The 18,571-nt window shown below is 73.7% G+C and carries 15 protein-coding genes; 5 read left to right on the top strand and 10 right to left on the bottom strand.

Going from position 1 to position 18,571, the window contains the following annotated elements; translation table 11 throughout:
• Nucleotides 1-42: 42 nt before the first annotated feature.
• The 5 genes from manA to K4G22_RS19125 all read right to left on the bottom strand — a co-directional run bounded on the left by manA (nucleotide 43) and on the right by K4G22_RS19125 (nucleotide 4,637).
• Nucleotides 43-1,248 (bottom strand): mannose-6-phosphate isomerase, class I, encoded by a 1,206-nt coding sequence (gene manA, locus K4G22_RS19145; RefSeq protein ID WP_228081510.1) that lies wholly within the window; start codon nucleotides 1,246-1,248, stop codon nucleotides 43-45.
• Between the two features lie 57 nt (nucleotides 1,249-1,305).
• The gene (locus K4G22_RS19140; protein WP_228081509.1) at nucleotides 1,306-2,460 is read right to left on the bottom strand and encodes an SIS domain-containing protein; all 1,155 of its coding nucleotides are present in this window, start codon (nucleotides 2,458-2,460) and stop codon (nucleotides 1,306-1,308) included.
• Between the two features lie 23 nt (nucleotides 2,461-2,483).
• On the bottom strand, nucleotides 2,484-2,663 hold the full coding sequence (locus K4G22_RS19135; RefSeq protein WP_062216334.1) for a Trm112 family protein: 180 nt from the start codon (nucleotides 2,661-2,663) through the stop codon (nucleotides 2,484-2,486).
• A 140-nt stretch (nucleotides 2,664-2,803) separates the two neighbouring features.
• On the bottom strand, nucleotides 2,804-4,162 hold the full coding sequence (locus K4G22_RS19130; protein ID WP_228081508.1) for a phosphomannomutase/phosphoglucomutase: 1,359 nt from the start codon (nucleotides 4,160-4,162) through the stop codon (nucleotides 2,804-2,806).
• Nucleotides 4,163-4,250: 88 nt separating this feature from the next.
• Nucleotides 4,251-4,637 (bottom strand): DUF3499 domain-containing protein, encoded by a 387-nt coding sequence (locus K4G22_RS19125; protein ID WP_228081507.1) that lies wholly within the window; start codon nucleotides 4,635-4,637, stop codon nucleotides 4,251-4,253.
• 235 nt (nucleotides 4,638-4,872) lie between these two features.
• Here K4G22_RS19125 and K4G22_RS19120 point away from each other — a divergent pair, with 235 nt between their 5' ends.
• Entirely contained in the window at nucleotides 4,873-5,343 is a 471-nt protein-coding gene (locus tag K4G22_RS19120) for a metallopeptidase family protein (protein ID WP_228081506.1), read from the top strand.
• A gap of 23 nt (nucleotides 5,344-5,366) precedes the next feature.
• On the opposite strand, the gene K4G22_RS19115 is transcribed toward K4G22_RS19120, so the two are convergent.
• The 3 genes from K4G22_RS19115 to K4G22_RS19105 all read right to left on the bottom strand — a co-directional run bounded on the left by K4G22_RS19115 (nucleotide 5,367) and on the right by K4G22_RS19105 (nucleotide 11,100).
• Nucleotides 5,367-6,974, bottom strand: a complete 1,608-nt coding sequence (locus K4G22_RS19115) for a DUF5719 family protein (RefSeq protein ID WP_228081505.1) — start codon at nucleotides 6,972-6,974, stop codon at nucleotides 5,367-5,369.
• Nucleotides 6,971-10,618 carry a glycosyltransferase family 2 protein gene (locus K4G22_RS19110; protein ID WP_228081504.1) on the bottom strand — a complete coding sequence of 1,216 codons (3,648 nt, stop codon included), beginning with the start codon at nucleotides 10,616-10,618 and terminating at the stop codon, nucleotides 6,971-6,973. Before K4G22_RS19110 ends, K4G22_RS19115 begins: the two co-directional genes overlap by 4 nt.
• A 218-nt stretch (nucleotides 10,619-10,836) precedes the next feature.
• Entirely contained in the window at nucleotides 10,837-11,100 is a 264-nt protein-coding gene (locus K4G22_RS19105; RefSeq protein WP_003950432.1) for a WhiB family transcriptional regulator, read from the bottom strand.
• A 533-nt stretch (nucleotides 11,101-11,633) separates the two neighbouring features.
• Here K4G22_RS19105 and K4G22_RS19100 point away from each other — a divergent pair.
• The 3 genes from K4G22_RS19100 to K4G22_RS19090 are packed head-to-tail and all read left to right on the top strand — an operon-like array spanning nucleotide 11,634 to nucleotide 14,435.
• A complete protein-coding gene (locus K4G22_RS19100) occupies nucleotides 11,634-12,146 on the top strand; it encodes a cysteine dioxygenase (protein WP_228081503.1) in 513 nt (170 codons plus the stop codon).
• Nucleotides 12,147-12,159: 13 nt separating this feature from the next.
• Entirely contained in the window at nucleotides 12,160-13,128 is a 969-nt protein-coding gene (gene cofD, locus K4G22_RS19095) for a 2-phospho-L-lactate transferase (protein ID WP_228081502.1), read from the top strand.
• Nucleotides 13,125-14,435 (top strand): coenzyme F420-0:L-glutamate ligase, encoded by a 1,311-nt coding sequence (locus tag K4G22_RS19090; RefSeq protein WP_228081501.1) that lies wholly within the window; start codon nucleotides 13,125-13,127, stop codon nucleotides 14,433-14,435. Before cofD ends, K4G22_RS19090 begins: the two co-directional genes overlap by 4 nt.
• A 142-nt stretch (nucleotides 14,436-14,577) precedes the next feature.
• Here K4G22_RS19090 and K4G22_RS19085 read toward each other — a convergent pair whose 3' ends face one another.
• Entirely contained in the window at nucleotides 14,578-15,666 is a 1,089-nt protein-coding gene (locus tag K4G22_RS19085; RefSeq protein WP_228081500.1) for an LCP family protein, read from the bottom strand.
• Nucleotides 15,667-15,777: 111 nt separating this feature from the next.
• Here K4G22_RS19085 and K4G22_RS19080 point away from each other — a divergent pair, with 111 nt between their 5' ends.
• Nucleotides 15,778-16,797, top strand: coding sequence for a glycosyltransferase family 2 protein (locus tag K4G22_RS19080; RefSeq protein WP_228081499.1), 1,020 nt, complete (start codon nucleotides 15,778-15,780; stop codon nucleotides 16,795-16,797).
• 31 nt (nucleotides 16,798-16,828) lie between these two features.
• On the opposite strand, the gene K4G22_RS19075 is transcribed toward K4G22_RS19080, so the two are convergent.
• Nucleotides 16,829-18,553 carry an LCP family protein gene (locus tag K4G22_RS19075; protein WP_228081498.1) on the bottom strand — a complete coding sequence of 575 codons (1,725 nt, stop codon included), beginning with the start codon at nucleotides 18,551-18,553 and terminating at the stop codon, nucleotides 16,829-16,831.
• Between the last annotated feature and the right edge of the window lie 18 nt (nucleotides 18,554-18,571).

The raw sequence follows: 18,571 nt of genomic DNA, 5'->3' as shown, positions 1-18,571 counted from the left end.
TGGATCTCGGCCAGCCGCGCGCCCGCCCCGTCCGGGTCGGGGTCAACCGGCCACGGTGGCGCGGAAGACGGCTCCGGCGCCGGCCAGCTCGACCCGTTCACCGGCCCTGACGTAGGCGGACTCACCCGGAGCCAGCTCGACGCGCTCGCCGGCGGCGTCGGTGACGGACACCCGGCCCTCGACTCCGAGCAGGATCGCCGGCCGGTCCCCTGCCACGCGGCGCGGCGCGGCGCCCTCGGCGAGCAGCAGCCGGGACAGCTCGAACTCGTCGACGGGGGTGGTGTACACCTCGAACCCGTCGGCGCCGGTCTCGGGCCGCAGCACCCCGGGGCCGGTGGCCTCGAAGCGCACGACGCGCAGCAGTTCGGGCACGTCGACGTGCTTGGGGGTGAGCCCGCAGCGGAGCACGTTGTCCGAGTTGGCCATGATCTCGACGCCGAGGCCGCTGAGGTAGGCGTGGGGCACCCCCGCGCCGAGGAAGAGCGCCTCGCCGGGTGCCAGCCGCACATGGTTGAGCAACATGGCCGCGATCACTCCCGGGTCGCCCGGGTAGTGGCGGGCGATCGCCGCGTAGGCGGCGTAGGCGTCGGCGAACCGCGCCGCCGGCCCCTCGGTCGGGGGCGCGGCGGCGGCCCGTTCGGCACGGACGACCGTGTCCGCCATGGCCTCCGGGTCGGCGGTCAGCACGGCGGTGAGCACCTCGCGCAGCGCGTCGGCGGCGGGGCGGGCGCGGAGCAGGTCGGCGTAGGGCTTGAGCTGGTCGACGTCCAGGCCGTCGAGGAGGTCGGCGGTCTCGGCGGCGTCGCGGAACCCGCAGAGTCCCTCGAAGGGAGTGAGGGCGCAGATCAGCTCGGGCTTGTGGTTGGTGTCCTTGTAGTTCCGGTGCGGGGCGTCCAGCGGGACTCCGTTGGCCTCCTCCTCGGCGTAGCCGGCGGCGGCCTGGTCGCGGTCGGGGTGGACCTGGAGCGAGAGCGGGGAGCCGGCCGCCAACAGCTTGAGCAGGAAGGGGAGTCGGGGACCGAACCCGGCGACGGTGCGGGGGCCGAGCTCGCCGGCCGGGTCCTCGTCGATCAGCGCGGCCAGGGAGCGGGGCCCGGTGCCCCGGTCGATGTGCGAGGGGGCGCCTGGGTGGGCCCCCATCCACAGCTCGGCCTGGGGTTGGCCGGTCGGCTCGATGCCGAGGAGTTCGGGCAGGGCGGTGGTGGAACCCCAGGCATAGGGCCTGATGGTGTTCTGCAGGCGGTCCATCGCAGGTCTTCCTTTGCGCGCGAGGCGTGGTCGGGAGCTGGGTGGCGGGGCCGGGATTCAGCCGTCGGCGCCGGCGCCGGTGGCCAACGCCAGATAGACGGCGGCGAAGTCGAGCCGGTCGACCGTCTCGGCGAAGGCGACCAGCGGATCCGCGCCGTCGCCGCCCGCCAACTCGCCCACCGCGACGCCCCGTTCCTCGGCGGCGGCGCGGGCGGTTTCCACGGCGGACCGCGGGCCGCCGGGCGCGCCGTCGGCCGGCGGGTCGCGGAGCAGCAGCACGGAGGGGCGGAGCGGCGCGGGCTCGTCGACCCGGTCGCGGAAGAAGTCGTCCGGGTCGCTCGCCCCCGACAGGTCGCCGGCGAGCAGCGGTCCGTGGAGGGTGAGCGCCGCGGGCAGCGGGGCGGTGAGCGCCGGGCGTCCCGGCAGGCTGGTCAGGGTGCGTGCGGCGTGCCGGGCGGCGGCGGTGGCCAGCGGTCCCTCGCTCCAGAGCAGCGGCAGGGCCGTACCGAACTCGCTGGCCAGGGACTTGGCGGGGTTGTCCCGGGTGCCGACGGACGGGCCGCAGCGTTCGGCGACATCGTCGAGCCGGTCGGCGACGGCCTGGACGGTGGCGTCGGGCGCGGCGAACAGGCCGAGGCGGTCGCCGAGCAGCAGCAGCGGCGTGAGCAGCGCCCAGCCGATCCCGGGCGCGGCCGGATGCCCGGTCGGCTCCTGGAAGGGCGCGGCGGTCAGTGGCAGCAGCAGGCCCCTGCGGTAGCGGACGGCCTCGGCGAGCGGGGAGCCGTCGGGGGCGACGGCGACGACGGAGCAGCCGCGTCGTTGGGCTGCCTCGGTCAGCATCGAGAGGCCGGGTTCGACTCCGGTGGCGCTGGTGATCAGGAGCAGGTCGAGGGCGCCGACCCAGCGGGGCAGGCCCCAGCTGAGGGCGCCCGGCTCGGTGCTCGGTCCTTCGGGACGCAGCTCGGTCACCCGCACGGAATCGCCCGCGAGGGCCTCGAACAGGTCGGCCAGCAGCGGCACCTGGGGGCCGAGCCCCGCGTGCAGCACGGTGCCGGGGCGGCCTTCGGGGGTGAGGTGGGCGAGCGGCGACTCGGCGGCGCCGCGCGCGGCGCCACGGACCTGGGCGCCGGCGCCGGCGACGGCTCGGAGCAACCTGCGCGGGTCGGCGCGGACGAGCCGGTCGGGTGCGTCGAGCAGCGCTTCGTCGATCATGGCGGGTCCGTGGCTCCGGCGGCTCAGCCGGTCCTGCGGGCCTCGTCCACCAGCAGCACGGGGATGCCGTCGCGGACCGGGTAGGCCAGGGCGCAGGCGTCGCCGGTGCAGATCAGCTCGCGCTCCTGCTCGTCGGCGCGCAGCGGGGCATGGCAGACGGGGCAGGCGAGGATGTCCAGCAGGGCGTCTTCGACGAGCGGCATGGCTTCCTCCAGCGGTGGATACAGGGCTTTGAGGGGATGGGGCGTCGGTGCGTGGACAGCGACGATCACCCTACCCGCAGCGGCGACGGCCGGGCACGGGGTGCCCGACCGTCGGTGGCGTGGGCGGGCGGCTCGGACGTTCAGGCGCGGACGATGGCGAGCACCTCGTCGCGGACCTTGTCGACGGTGGCGCTGTCCCTGGCCTCGATGTTGAGGCGCAGCAGCGGCTCGGTGTTGGAGGCGCGGAGGTTGAACCACCAGTCCTCGCTGGTCACGGTGAGCCCGTCGAGTTCGTCGAGGGTGACACCCGACCTGTCGGCGTAGGCGGCGCGGACGGCGGCGGCGCGGCCGGCCTGGTCGGCGACCCGGCTGTTGATCTCGCCGGAGGACGCGTACCGGTCGTACTCGGCGACCAGCGCGGAGAGCGGGCGGTCCTGGTGGCCGAGGGCGGCCAGCACATGGAGCGCGGCGAGCATCCCGGTGTCCGCGTTCCAGAAGTCCCTGAAGTAGTAGTGCGCGGAGTGCTCGCCGCCGAAGATGGCGCCGGTGCGGGCCATCTCGGCCTTGATGAACGAGTGGCCGACGCGGGTCCGCACGGGCTCGCCGCCGTTCTCCCTGACCACCTCGGGGACGGTCCAGGAGGTGATCAGGTTGTGGATCACGGTGGCGCCCGGGTCCTTGGCGAGTTCGCGGGCGGCGACCAGCGCGGTGATCGCGGACGGTGGTACGGGCTCGCCGCGTTCGTCGACGACGAAGCAGCGGTCGGCGTCGCCGTCGAAGGCGAGCCCCAGATCGGCGCCGGTCTCCCTGACCCTGGCCTGGAGGTCGACGATGTTGGCCGGGTCCAGCGGGTTGGCCTCGTGGTTGGGGAAGGTGCCGTCGAGTTCGAAGTAGAGGGCGTCGAGGCGCAGCGGCAGCCCGTCGAAGACGGTCGGCACGGTGTGCCCGCCCATGCCGTTGCCGGCGTCCACCACGACGGACAGCGGCCGGATGCTGGTCAGGTCGACGAGGGACCGCAGGTGGGCGGCGTAGTCGCGGAGCAGGTCGCGCTGGTCGATGGTGCCAGGGCGGTCGACGGGCGCGGGGGCGCCGGCGTCGGCCCAGCGCTCCACGAGGGCCCTGATGTCGGCGAGACCGGTGTCCTGACCGACGGGTGCGGCGCCCGCGCGGCACATCTTGATGCCGTTGTACTGGGCCGGGTTGTGACTGGCGGTGAACATGGCGCCCGGCAGGTCGAGCGCGCCGCTCGCGTAGTACAGCTGATCGGTCGAACAGAGGCCGATCTCGGTGACGTCGGCGCCGCGCCCGGCGGCGCCCCTGGCGAAGGCGCGGGCGAGACCGGGGGAGGACGGCCGCATGTCGTGTCCGATGACCACGGCGGGTGCGTCGACGACGTCCACGAAGGCGGCGCCGAACAGCTCCGCCAGGGACTCGTCCCACTGGGCGGGGACCTCACCCCGAATGTCATACGCCTTCACGATCTGTGACAGGTCCGGCACAGCTGACCCCTTGTCTTGAGGCTGGTGATTGGGCGGTGCTGTGATCAAAACGCCCTTCAATGTACCGGCCAGACGTTACGGGCAGCGGTTAGGGCTCAGGGGACCGCAGGATTCGAAGATGCCCCCGACGGGCGACCTCGACCGGGTCGGCGGCGCCTCGGCGGGGCAGCGGCGCGCCCGGCCTCGGCTCGGGGCGGACCGGGGTGCGGGCGGCCTCGCGGACGGCGTCGGCGAGGGCTTCGAGGTCGTCGCCGCTGGGGCGGGTGGTGCTCGGATCCATGGCGAGCCGGACGACCTCCCAGCCGCGTGGCGCGGTCAGCCGCTCGGAGTGCTCGGCGCACAGGTCGTAGCAGTGCGGTTCGGCGTAGGTGGCGAGCGGGCCGAGGACGGCCGTGGAGTCCGCGTAGACATACGTCAGCGTCGCGACGGCGGGACGGCCGCAGGCGGTGCGCGAACAGCGACGTACGGGGCTCACGATGTTGGACCGTACCGCACTCCTGAGCGGGCCGCGACGACTCGGGGCGGCGTCACCCTGCCGTGTCGTCCCGGTCCGGCCCGCAGTGTACGGATTCGCCCCCGGGGACTCGGTGTTGTCCCTCCCACGGGTGGCCGCGCCCGGGTGGGTCCGGTGGTTCCGGCGGGTGGCTGTGGGGGCGGGACGGGCGAAGGCGCTCTGACCTCGGGGCCGTATCTGATCTATCGTCGAGGCGATGGACAAGTCCAGCGGAGTCCCCCCACCCGCGTCCGGTCCGCCCGAGCGCCATCGGCGCCGCGACCGGCATGGCCGCGGCATGCGCGGCCCCGTGGCTCCGCCGCAGGTGCCCCTCGCGCTGAGCAGGGCGGACACGTTCGACTCGCTCGTCCACGACTCGGCCGAGCGGCTGCGGCGCCGGCTGCCGCAGCTCGACGGGGTGGATTTCGGAGTGCAGGAGGTGCCGGTGCTGCGCGCGGAGAGCGTCGGCGGCGCCGATCCGCTGGACGGCGTGGTGCCGCTGGGCGGGGTGCTGCGCGCCCAGCGCGGGCGGCGGGACCGCATCGTGGTGTACCGCCGCCCGGTGGAGCTGCGCAGCCGCAGCCGCGAGGAGTGCGCCCAGCTGGTGCACGAGGTGGTCGTGGAGCAGGCGGCCGAGCTGCTGGGGCTGGCGCCCGAGACGGTCGACCCGCAGTACGGGCAGGACTGAGCGCCCGGCCGTGACTCGGCCGTTCACTCGACCAGCATCGACAGGTCCTGGCTGCTCTCGGGGACGGAGACCCGGGAGTGGTCGTCGGGCAGGGTCTGGGTGGTGAACGTGGTCGTGCCGTCGTCGTCCACGATGAGGGTGCGCGCGGCCCAGAGCGATCCGCCCCGGCTCGACGGGGTCAGCGTGAGCGCGAAGTTGCCCTCGGTGTCGTCGAGTTCGGGGGTGATGGTCATGGTGGTGCCGGGGTCGACCGTGTACGTCTCCTCGACCGGCTCGCCGCCGTCGGCGCCGGCGGAGTAGGTGACCTCGACCTCGACCGTCTCGTCCAGCGCGAAGAGCGAGAGCCTGGTGCCCGAGCCGGTGTTCCCGGCGGCGGTGGCCCGCTCCCCCACCGGCGCTGCGGCCGGGATGAACGCGGACTCGCGCTCGTCGTCCTCGCCCGCGACCACGTGCAGGCTGGCGATCACCGGGCCGCCGCCGGAGCCGGACGTTCTGGTGAGGACCAGCGAGGACGCCTCGCCCTGGGTGATGTCGCCGAGGTCGACGGTGGTGACGGTGCCGGCGTGGGCGGAGACGGACTCGTGGCCGGCCGGCGTGATGGTGCCGGAGGGGCCGGCGAGGCCGATGTCGAGCGCGATGTCCTCCTCGCCGGGGGCGAAGACGGTGAGCCGGGAGGCGTTCACCCCCGCGGGGATGCCGGGCAGCACCACGGAGTCGGCGACCGGCGCGGTGACGGGGGGCAGCCAGTCCGTGCCGAGCCGCGCGTCCACCACCTCGACCTGCGCGCCGACCCGGCCGCTGCGGGCCGCGACATGCACGGCGAGCCCGGGCTCCGGCTCGCTCAGCAGCGTGGAGAGCCTGATGGCGACGCTCGACTGCCCGGGCACCGTGATGGCCTGGCCGTGCTCGGCCTCGACCCTGCCCTCGGCGCCGTAGATCTCGATGTCCACGACGGTCGCGGCCTCGTCCGGGTTGGTGACATGCACATAGTCGTGCCGGTCCTCCTCGGCGCTCGCGCCGGCGAACCAGAACTCGGTGTCCGGGGTCTGACAGGCGGTGCCGAGGGTGCCGGTGCCCTCACCTGAGCTGACGACGGTGGTCTGCTGGACCGTCCAGCCGGGCGCGAGCCACTGCTCGGCGATGCCGGCGAGGGCCGGCGCGCCCGTCTCGTCTACCCGGGTGGTGACGGGGAGACCCGGCTCGGCCAGCTCGATCACCGGCTCGACCTCGGGCTCCTCGGCCGCGCCGTCCTCCGCCTCGTCGGCCTCTTCGGTCTCGTCCGTGTCCTCGGACTCCTCGCCGCTCTCGCTCTCGTCGCCCTCCTCGGGGTCGGTCGTCTCACCGGCGTCCGGGTTGGGCGTGTGCTCCGGCGCGGGAAGCAGGTAGGCGGCGCCTTCCTCGTCCTGTGCGCCCCGCGCGCTCTCGGTCGGCGGGGTGAAGGCGCTGTACCAGGTGGTGGCGGACTCGGCTCCGGACGGGCGCGGGCAGGTGAGCGCGGTGCGCTCGACGGGGAGTCGGGTGGCCTCGGGCAGCTCCACCGTCTCCTGGGCGTCGGGGCGCAGCGCCGCGACGCCGGCCACGGCGAGCAGCGCCGCGACGATCCCGAGCAGCGGAAGGGGCGCGCGGTTCACCGGTGATCACTCCCGTCGCCATAGTCGGTCGGGTAGTCGTATGGCGCGACATAGCTCTGGTCGTAACTCTGCTGCTGGCCCTGGTCGTAGCCCTGCTGATAGGGCTGGCCCTCCCAGTCGCCGTAGGGCTGCTGCCCTGGCACCCGCTGGCCCGGCGGATAGCCGGGCCCCGGCTGCTGACCGTACTGGTCGGGGGGATAGCCGGAGCCGTCCTGGTAGGGCTGCTGGCCGCCGTCGTAGGCGGAGCCGTCCTGGTAGGCGTCCGGCGTCGCGGCCGTCGGCGCCCACTCGGGCCGCTCCGGCTCGGGCTGCTGGGCCGCGGCCGGCTCGGGCGCCGCGGCCGGCCCGCCCTGGGCCGGCACGGACGCCATCCGGCGGGCCCGGCGGCCCACGGGCGCCGCCTCGGCCTCCGGCTCGGGCATGTCGTCGTCCAACTCGCGGCGCCGATCGGGCAGGGAGAGCACGCAGAGCACCAACAGGCCAAGGCCCTGGGCCCAGACCCACAGGGTGTGGACGCCCGACGTCTCATAGACGACATCCAACCGGCCGCCGCCGGCGGGCAGTTCGAAGCCCTGGGCCCAACCGCCCACCGTGACGGGGGTGAGCGAGGCGCCGTCGAGCGTGGCCGTCCAGCCCTCGTCGGCGCTGTCGGCGAGCCGCAGCACCCGGCCGGCCGGCCCCTCGGGCAGCTCGGTGTGGATCTCGACCGACTCGGCGGGCAGCGGAACGGGCTCGGCGCCCGGCCCCTCCTCCTCGGCGGGGAGCACCATGGCGCGGGCCGCGTCGCGGTTCACCCGCCAGAGCGCGCTGCCGTCCTCCTGGCTGAGCCGCTGAAGCCCCGGGGTGGTGTCCAGCACCTGGTGCAGGGCCTCGGGACCGCCGTCGCGCACCAGCACGTAGCGGACCGCGTAGTCGGCGAGGACCCGCGTCTGGTCGGCTCCGGTGCCGGCGGTCAGATCGCCCACGGCCTGGCTCAACGAGCTGTCCTCGCCGAGGAGTTCGGCCAGGTCGGCATCGCCGAGGCGGGCGCCGGAACCGCGCACCAGCGTGTAGGAGACCTCCCTCGCCTCGCCGTCCTCGGCGCCCGCGCCCCTGGCGTCCAGCACCAGGGTGCGGGCCTGGTCGCTGGTGGTGCTCTCAGCGGCGACGAAGGCCGGCACCTGGACCGGGCCGGTGCGCTTCAACGGGCCGTCGGCGCCGCCCAGCACCCATCCGGCGGCGACCAGCAGCGGCCCCGCTGCGGCGGCGCCGGCCACGGCCACGGCCAGCGGCTGCCGCCAGCCGAAGCTGCGCGCCGCAACGCGGTAGCGCGCGCCGTCGGCGCCGAGCACGGCGGCACAGAGCAGCGCCAGGCCGTAGAGCAGCGTGGCCGGGCCGGCCCAGCCGTCCACATCCGACCAGACGGCGAAGAGCAGGCCGGTCAGCGCGGCGGCCCAGGCGGTGTGGATGGCCAGCCCGCGCTCCGAGCGCAGCAGCGCGCCCAGCGCCGCGAGCAGCACACCGGCCAGCAGCCAGCCGCTCGGCGTGCCCGGGCCGCCGGGGCTGAGCCCCATCAGCTGGAGCGCGCTGGTCGAGCCGGTCTCGTAGGGGAGCCCGGCCTCCCGCAGGAACGCGGACGGGCTCAGCAGCGTGGAGAGCGACCAGGGCGCGAGCACCAGGAGCGGGGTCGCCAGGGCGATCGCGAAGCGGAGCGCCTTGGCCCGCCGCACCGCCGAAGGGGTGCGCCAGGGCAGCAGCAGGGCGCAGCAGGCGAGCACCACCGCCATCGGCCAGATGACCGGGGTGAAGGCGGCGCCCACGGTGAGCAGCAGGGCGCAGGCCCAGACGGCGCGCCAGGGCCCGACGCCGTCCCTGGTGTGGCCGGCGGCGGCGACGGCCGACCTGGCCAGGGCCGGCAGCAGCACGGCCAGCACGGCGGTGCCGATCCGGCCGCCGGCCAGGGCGCCGGTGACGGCGGGGAGGAAGGCGTAGGCGACGCTGCCCCAGGCGCGCAGCAGTCGGGACATCACCAGGGGGCGGGAGGCGAAGTAGGCGCTGAGGCCCGCCAGCGGCACCGAGGCCACCAGCAGCAGCGTCATGGCCGGTCCCGGGTTGCCCAGCAGCGCGCTGGAGAGCAGCGCGAGCAGCCCCAGATAGGGCGGCGCGGACTCGGTGCCGCCGGTGCCGACGGGTTGCCAGGTGGCGAGATAGCGATCCCACAGGGCGCCGGCGTCGGGCGGCGCCGGCAGCAGCGCGCCGCCGGCGAGCGCGCCCCCGCCGATCAGGTTGCGGCAGGCCATCAGGGAGACGACCAGCAGCACCAGGAAGAGCATCGGGCCCGGCCGCTTGGCCAGCCGCTTGACCCGGGAGAACTGCTCGACCTGCAACGAGTCCGCCTCGTCGTCGCCCGGCCCCGACTCGACGGCGCCATGGCGACCGCTGGAGGCGGAGGCGGGCTCGGCGCGTCCGCCGAAGTTGCTCGCGACCTGTTCGACGGTGGTGCGGATGGTGGCGCCTGGCGGCGGGAAGAGCGGTCTGAGCTCCTTGGGGTCGTGGCCGGCCGCCGCGGCCTTGGCGCGGGCGCGCCTGGCGGCGATCAGCCGGCCGGGGCGGAGCAGCGTGGAGAGCATTCCCGCGGCCTCGTCGAGGGCGCGGCCCGGCTGTTTGCCGACCAGATAGGCGAGAACGCGCAGCAGCGTGCCGAGGATCAGCCGGAACAGCACCCAGGGCAGCACCTGGCCGCGGGCGTTGGCCAGCAGCGTGTAGGCGGCTGCCGCCTTGTCCACCCGGTGCGGGCTGCCGCCGAGCCGCCCGGCGCAGTCGATCGAGCGGCGCTCCCTGGAGGCCGCCTCGGCGTGCCGCAGCACGGCGTCGGGGGCGATCAGCACGCCGTGCCCGGCCTGCTGGGCGCGCCAGCAGAGGTCGACGTCGTCGCGGGTCAGCGGCAGCCGGCGGTCGAAGCCGCCGAGTTGTTCGAAGACATCGCGCCGGATGAGCATGCCGGCCGTGGAGACGGAGAGCACCGGGCGGACCCGGTCGTGCTGGCCCTGGTCCTGCTCCCGGCGGTCGAGGCCCGTCCAACGACGGCCGCTGTAGGCGAGGGAGACGCCGACCTCAAGCAGCTGTCTGCGGTCGTACCAACCGCGCAGCTTGGCGCCGACGACGGCGGCGGACGGGCTGGCGTCGGCCTGGCGCAGCAGCTTGTCGAGCGCATCCGGCTCGGGCGCCGAGTCGTCGTGCAACAGCCACAGCCAGTGCACGGGTTCGCCGTGCGGATGCTCGGGCAGGTCGTAGGTGCTGGTGTCCCAGGTGCGGTTGACCGGATCCCAGGCGGCGGGCCGCTTGAGATAGGGCAGCTCCTCGGGCGTCAGCACGGGGGCCGTGCGCACCGCCTCGGCGACGGCGGCACCGAAGCCCGTCCGGCGGGCGAGGTGCAACACCCGCTCGGCGCCGAAGGCTTCGGTGATCAGGGTGGCCGACGCGTCGGCGCTGCCGGTGTCGGCGGCGATCACGTCCTGGACGGGCCGCTCCTGGCCCAGCAGACCGCTCAGCACCTCGGGGAGCCAGCGTTCGCCGTCGTGCGAGACGAGCACGGCGGTGACCACGTGCCGAGGGAATTCGGGATGGGCGGCCGGCTGCGCGGCCTGCTGGCTGTGCACGGACATCGAGGTGCTGGCCCCGGTTCGCTGGACGGTGGTGGACGGCGCTGCCCGGAGGGAGCGGCGGTACGTCTCGGACAGCGCACCACACTAGCGGCTGGGACTGTCAGCACCCCGCGCACGGAGGCCGGGAGAGGGCCGGGGATCGACCCGGGAGCGCCCGGGGAGTAAGGGAGAGAAGGACAAGGACCGCGACCGGGGACCAGCCCGGGGCCGGGCCGGGGTCAGACGGCCGCCTTCTTCAGACGGCGACGTTCACGTTCGGACAATCCACCCCAGATTCCGAAACGTTCGTCGTTGGCGAGGGCGTATTCAAGACATTCGGACCTGACCTCGCAGGCCAGGCAGACCTTCTTGGCCTCGCGAGTGGATCCGCCCTTCTCGGGGAAGAAGGACTCGGGGTCGGTCTGCGCGCAGAGCGCGCGCTCCTGCCAGCCAAGCTCTTCGTCGGCTTCCTCGACCAGCAGTTGTTCGAACAGCTCGGTCATATGCGCGCCCCTCGTCTTCTTTGCGTCCCCGTGATGCCGTCGTTATCCGTACCGGTCGAACGACATGAGTGAAATTACAAGTGGGGCGCTCGGCGGCAGTCAAGCCACGATCTGCCATTCACCCGATGATTCACCCTGTGGCACCACACTCGCACAGAAAGTGTTCAAATCGGTACAAACACTGCTCGTTCCCTTGGCCATCCGTCACGCAATCCGGCGGATCCCCGACACATCCCCGACAGACCCCCGACCGATCCTGTTCCTCTCCTGGAGAGACGAACGGGGGCGCGGAAATGTTGCAGGCCCCCGACGGCAGCGACGCAGATCACAGCGGGATCACGGATGCGCAACGCCCACGGGGCCCCCGTGGATGATGACGCGCCTGTCCGTGAATCGAGGCGCATAAACCTTTCAGCGGCGCCACAGGCCCGGATCTGGTGAAACAATGCCGGTGACCGCCCGTCCAGTTGACACTCCTTCGGCTGAAGGATTCGACTGGGCGATCCCAACCCATTCGAGGCATACCGCACTCCATGGACAACGACAACGCGATCGCCGGCGACCCGCTGGCGATCCCGCATCTGCTGCCCCCCGTGCCCGCGCACCCGCACACCGTCGCGGGGTTCGCCGGCCTGGCCCTCGCGCTGGCGGGCGATCGGGAGTGTTGGGCTCCCCTGGTGCGGTACGACGCGGGCAGCCGTTGGTACCACCGGCTGCGGGTCGGCCCGGGGTACGAGGTCTGGCTGTTGAGTTGGGTGCCGGGGCAGAGCAGCGGTCGACATGACCACGGCCCCTCCAGCGGGGTCTACACCGTGCTGGAGGGCGCGCTCACCGAGGCGGCCGACGGGCGCGGCAGCCGCGTTCTGACGCCGGGTTCGCTGCGGGTCTTCGCGCCGGGATATGTGCACGAGGTGGTCAACGCCGCGCTGGCGCCGGCCGTCAGCCTGCATGTCTACTTCCCAGGTCTCACCGAGATGCCGATGCGGCCCCTGGCCGCCAGGGCCAGCGGCGTCGCACCCAGACCCCGGGGTGTCATCGCCTGCTGACAGACTGGGCGTCATGCGACGCATCGTGGTTTTGTCCGGCGGTATCGGCGGGGCCAGGTTCCTGCGTGGCCTGTTGCGGGCCGCGCCGGAGGCCGAGGTCACGGTCATCGGCAACACCGGTGACGACATCCATCTCTTCGGTCTCAAGGTCTGTCCCGACCTCGACACCGTGATGTACACGCTCGGCGGTGGCATCCACGAGGAGCAGGGCTGGGGGCGGGCGGCGGAGACGTTCGCCGTCAAGGAGGAGCTGGCGGCCTACGGGGTGGGTCCCGAGTGGTTCGGTCTCGGCGACCGGGACTTCGCCACCCATATCGTCCGCACCCAGATGATGGCCGCCGGTTATCCGTTGAGCGCGGTCACCGAGGCGCTCTGCCGGCGGTGGCAGCCGGGGGTCCGGCTGCTCCCGATGACGGACGACCGGGTCGAGACGCATGTGCTGATCGACGACGAGGAGAGCGGCGAGCGCCGGGCCGTGCACTTCCAGGAGTACTGGGTCCGGCTGCGCGCGTCGGTGGCGGCGCGGGCCGTGGTGCCGGTGGGCGCCGACCAGGCCAAGCCGGCGCCCGGGGTGCTGGAGGCGCTCGCCGAGGCCGATGTGATCGTCTTCCCGCCGTCCAACCCGGTGGTCAGCGTGGGGAGCATCCTCGCGGTGCCGGGCATCAGGGAGGGCATCGCCGAGGCCGGGGTGCCGGTGGTCGGGCTCTCCCCGATCGTGGGCGACGCCCCGGTGCGCGGCATGGCGGACAAGGTGCTGGCCGCCGTCGGGGTGGAGGCCACGGCCGCCGCCGTCGCCCGGCACTACGGCTCGGGCCTGCTGGACGCCTGGCTGGTCGACACGGTGGACGCCGGCACGGTAACGGCCGTCGAGGAGGCGGGAATTCGCTGCCGTGCGGTGCCGTTGCTGATGACCGACACCGATGCCACCGCCGAGATGGCCAGAGCAGCGCTCAGCCTCGCCGAGGAGGTCACCGCCGTATGACCACGCCCGCTTACCAGGTCTGGGCCCTGCCCGGCATCCCCGAGGTCCGGCCGGGGGACGAGGTCGCCAAGCTGGTCGCCGAGGCCGCGGCGGCGGAGGGGCTGCCGGGCCTTGTGGACGGGGACATCCTCATCGTCACCTCGAAGATCGTCAGCAAGGCCGAGGGCCGGATGCGGCAGGCCGACGACCGGTGGGACGCCATAGAGGAGGAGACGGTCCGGGTGGTGGCCACCAGGGGGCCGGCCAGGATCGTGGAGTCCCGGCACGGCTTCGTGATGGCCGCGGCGGGGGTCGACGCGTCCAACACCCCGCCGGGCACGGTGCTGTTGCTGCCCGAGGACCCGGACGCCTCGGCCGCCGGCATAAGGCGCGGGCTGCGGGAGCTGCTCGGCGTCGATGTCGGCGTGGTGATCACGGACACCTTCGGCCGGCCGTGGCGCGAGGGCCAGACGGATGTGGCGATCGGCGCCGCCGGCGTCACCGTGCTGGACGATCTGCGCGGCGGCACCGACAGCCATGGCAACCCCCTCGGGGTCACGGTCACCGCCGTGGCCGACGAGTTGGCGGCGGCCGGCGAGCTGGTGAAGGGCAAGACGGACGGGCTGCCGGTCGCGGTGCTGCGGGGCCTGCCGCACCGCACGGGCGGCACGTCGACGGCCAGGGCGCTGGTGCGCGAATCCGCGTTGGACATGTTCCGGCTCGGCACCGCCGAGGCGGTCAGGGAGGCCGTGACGCTGCGTCGGACGGTGCGCGAGTTCACGGAGGCGCCCGTCGATCCGGAGTCCGTGCGGCGCGCCGTGGCCGCCGCGCTGACGGCGCCCGCCCCGCACCACACCACGCCCTGGCGGTTCGTGTTGGTGGAGTCGGCCGAGGCCAGGACGGCGCTGCTGGACGCGATGCGCGACGCCTGGGCGGCCGATCTGCGCGCCGACGGCAGGTCGGAGGAGAGCGTGGCCAAGCGGCTGCGCCGGGGTGACGTGCTGCGTCGGGCGCCCTATCTGGTGGTGCCCTGTCTGGTCGCCGAGGGGGCGCACGCCTATCCGGACGAGCGCCGGGCGGGCGCCGAGCGCGAGATGTTCGTGGTGGCGACGGGCGCCGGGGTGCAGAACCTTCTGGTGGCGCTGGCCGGCGAGGGGTTGGGCTCGGCATGGGTCTCCTCCACCATGTTCTGCCGCGATGTGGTGCGCGCGGTGCTGGAGCTGCCGGAGGAGTGGGAGCCGATGGGCGCGGTCGCCGTGGGGCACGCCGCCGCGCCACCGCGTCCGCGGCCCGAGCGCGATCCGGCGGCGTTCCTCACCGTGCGCTGAGCGGCTCGCCGCCGAGGCCGCCGGGCAGCAGCCGCCGAAGGTGCCGCCCGTGGCGCCCACGGCGTGGGATCGCGCCCCGGCGCCCTGCCGGCGCACCGCGTCTGACGCCGCGGGCTGATCCGACAAGTCGACTGACACGGCACTAGCAGATGATCCGGTCCGCCGTGGTGGTGCCGTGTTCCTCGCCGCCCGCCGGGGTGGCGTGGGGCGCTTCGGCCAGGTCCTCGGAAGGGCTCGGCAGCGGCTGGTCCTCGCGCAGCGCGGCGAAGAGCCGGTCCGCCTCCTCGCCGTCCCAGATCACGGTGGAGCCGAGGCCGGGCACGTCGCGTTCCCTGTCGGCCACGGGGACCGAGGCGAACTCGGCCGACGAGGTGGTGAAGTACCGCATGAGGCCGGCCAGTTCGAGAATCTGTTCGGAGCCGAAGCCCTCGTCGGCGCGGACCGAGTCCAGCAGGGTGTCGGCGAGGGAGGCCACCTTGCCGGGGTTGAGGAGCACCCCGCCGCTGACCGCGCGGTCCACGAAGGCGGCGAGGAGGCGCTGTTGCCGCTGCATCCGGCCGAAGTCGGAGGCGCCGTCCAGATGACGCGCGCGGACATAGGCCAGCGCCCCCGGGCCGTCCAGGGTGCTGGTGCCGGCGGGGAGGTCGAGGCCGGCGTAGGCGTCCCGCAGCGGCTCGGTGGTGCAGACCTCGACGCCGCCCACCTCGTCGACGGCCCGCATGAAGCTGACGAAGCTCACTTCGAGGTAGTGGTCGATCCGGACCGAGGTGAGGTCCTCGACGGCGCGCACCATCAGCTGGGGACCGCCGTGTGAGAGCGCCGAGTTGAGTTTGTCGTCATGGCTCTCGTGCCGCTCGCCGGTGCCGGGGATGGTGTGTTCGGGCAGGGTGGCGAAGGAGTCGCGGGGCAGGCTGACCATGCTGACCCGTTCGCGGTCCTGGGAGATGTGCAGCAGCAGGATGGCGTCGGCGCAGTGGCAGGAGGCGTCGCCCACGTGGTAGCGCGCGCGTTCCTCGGCGCTCAGGCCCTCTCTGCTGTCGGTGCCGATCAGCAGGATGTTGAGTCCAGAGCCGGCGTCCGGCCGGTCGCGGAGTCCGCCGAAGGCGTCTACCCTGCCCACCCCGTCGGTGACCGAGGCGACCACGGAGTGGCCGACGCCGCTCGCGGTCAGGACCAGCGCGGAGAGGGCGCTGGCAACGCGGATACCCCAACGGCGGCGTCTGGCTGGCATGGGCTGGGCTCTCCCGCTCTGTCGGAGACGGCCCGGCAACAGTACGCAGATACGATCTTGGGCTTTGAGGCGGCGCGCGCCGGTGTCCCCCGTTCGCGGTAACGTGAGCCGGTGACCAGCGAGCCGACCCCAGCCGTGTCCGTGATCATGCCGGTGCTCAACGAGGAGCGGCATCTACGGAACTCCGTACGGCATATCCTCGAACAGGACTACCCGGGCCAGCTTGAGGTGGTGATCGCCCTCGGCCCCTCCACGGACCGCACCGACGCGATCGCCGCCGAGCTGGTGGCCGAGGACGCCCGGGTGCGCACGGTGCCCAACCCGACGGGACGCACCCCCGCCGGGCTCAACGCGGCGATCGGCGCCTCCCGGCACCCCGTGGTGGTGCGGGTGGACGGGCACGGGATGCTCTCCCCCGACTACATCGCCACCGCCGTGCGCCTGCTCGACGAGACGGGCGCCGCCAATGTGGGCGGCATCATGCACGCCGAGGGCGAGAACGACTGGGAACGGGCGGTCGCCGCCGCCATGACCGCGCGGATCGGCGTGGGCAACGCCGCCTTCCACACCGGCGGCCAGGCGGGCGAGGCGGAGACGGTCTATCTGGGGGTCTTCCGCCGCGAGGTGCTGGAGCGGCTCGGCGGCTACAACGAGGAGTTCATCCGGGCCCAGGACTGGGAGTTGAACTACCGCATCCGGCAGGACGGCGGGCTGATCTGGTTCTCGCCCGAGCTGCTGGTGTCCTACCGGCCCAGGCCGTCGGTGCGGGCGCTGGCCAAGCAGTACCGCAACTACGGGCGTTGGCGGCATGTGGTGGCCCGCTACCACGCCGGCTCGATCAACCCGCGCTATCTGGCGCCGCCGACCGCCGTGGTGGCGATCATCCTCGGGCTGTTGGCCGGCGCGACGATCACGCCGTGGGCGCTGCTGGTGCCGGGCGGCTATCTGGCCGCCATCGCGGTGGGCTCGGTGCCGGCCGGCCGGGGCCTGTCCCCGGGCGCGCGGGCCAGGATCCCGCTGGCGCTGGCCACCATGCACATGTCGTGGGGATGGGGCTTCCTGACCAGCCCGCCGAGCCTGGCCAAGAAGGTCATCGCGGCCCGCCCGTCGACGGCCGAGCGCTCCGGCTGATCCGCGCCGCGCCCGCCGGTGACCCCCCGGACTACCAGGTGTAGAGGGGGTTCACCGGCATGCAGTCCACGCCGCCCGAGCCGGAGATGATGTCGTCCTCGCTGACGGCCGGATCGTCGCTCCTGGTCTCCTCGGGCTCCTCGACCGGCTCGGGGAAGGTGGTGCCCTCCCGCCAGTCCTCGCCGATGACCAGGGTGACATCGGTCGCGCTCGGCGAGACCATCACCCGGTCCGCCGGCATCCCGAGCGCCTCGGCCAGGGCCTCGGCGTTGGCCCGGTCCGCCGGCTCCGCGTAGCGCACCTCGCTCTTCGCGGCGAGTTCGGTGATCTCGGTGTCGGTGCCGGCGAGGGAGTAGCCGAGGCGGACCAGTTCGTCGGTGATCACCCCGGCGCGTCCGTTCACCGGCGCCGTCATGCCGGAGCCCGTCGCGTTGCGCACCGCGACCCGCACCGACTCGACCGGGTCGGGATCGGTCGTCCCCGCGTCCGGGGCCTCGTCTGTCTCCTCCGGGGACGGCTCGGCCGGGGTCGCGTCCTGGTCGTCGAGCGGGACGTCGCCGCGCACCATCGCGAAGAGCTCCTCGGCCCGCTCCGGGTCCGGGATGATGGTCACATCGGGATCGGCGGGATCGGGGAGCCAGGGCAGGGTGACCATGTTGAAGCGGTCGTTCGGCACCCGACGCAGGTCGTCGCCCAGCTCGTAGAGCGCCTGCACCGACCCCAACTCGTGGTCCACGGTCAGCGCGTTGGTCGCCGCCTCGGCGAGGTCCATCAGCTCGCCCGTGTTGGTCAGCGAGGCGCTGGACTGGAGCTCCTCCACCATGTTGGAGAGATACATCTGCTGCGCCCGGGTGCGCCCGATGTCGCTGCCGTCGCCGAACGCCTTGCGGGTGCGCAGCCACTGGAGCGCCTCCTCGCCCTCCAGCACGCTCTCCCCCGCCGACAGCCGCAGCCCGGACTTGTCGTCGGCGACGTTGTCCTCGACGCAGACCGGCACCCCGCCCACCGCGTCCGCCATGTCCACCACGCCGGCGAAGTCCACCATCATGAAGTGGTCGATGTAGAGGCCGGTCAGCTCCTCCCAGGTGGCCAGCACACAGCCGGGCCCGCCGTTGGTGAGCGCGGTGTTGATGGACGCCGACTCCGAGGCCGGGTAGACGTCGCCCGTCTCCGGGTCGGTGCACTCGGGGATGGCGACCTGGGTGTCGCGCGGGATGCTGATCAACGTCATGTTGCTGCGGTCGGCGGAGGCGTGCAGCAGCATCTGCACATCGGCGCGGACCGGGCCGCCGGCCAGGTCGCGGGCGCCGCCCAGGCGTTGGTTCTCCTCGCCGTCCCTGGAGTCGGAGCCCAGCAGCAGGATGTTCAGCGGGGTCTGCCCAGCCGCGTTGGGCGGGGGCTTCTCCAGCTCCTCGCTGCCCAGGGTGCGCGGCTTCTTGGTGATGTTGTTGTTGAGGTGCCGGATATAGAGGAAGCCGGCCACCGCCACGCCCGCCACCACCACGGCCAGCGAGGCGGACGTCCAGAACAGGACCCGCCGCCACACCGGCTTGCGCCTGCGGCGCGCGGCCCGCCGCCCGCGCCGGGACGGCGGCCCGTCGCCGCCGCCCGCCTCGGCGGCGTCCCGCGCCGTCCGTGGCCCGGGGACGGTGCCCCGCCCCTCCTGGAGCGAGTCGTCCCATCCCGGGTCCGCCGCGCCGCCACCGGCGCCGGACGCACCCTTGTCGTCCTCACCGGGTATACCGGTCCTCCGCACGGGGCCCCCCGCTCGTGT

The sequence above is a fragment of the Streptomyces profundus genome, assembly GCF_020740535.1.
Lineage (GTDB): Bacteria > Actinomycetota > Actinomycetes > Streptomycetales > Streptomycetaceae > Streptomyces > Streptomyces profundus.
Note: the sequence above shows the minus strand (reverse complement) of the source record. Positions and strands in the feature narration are given on the sequence as shown.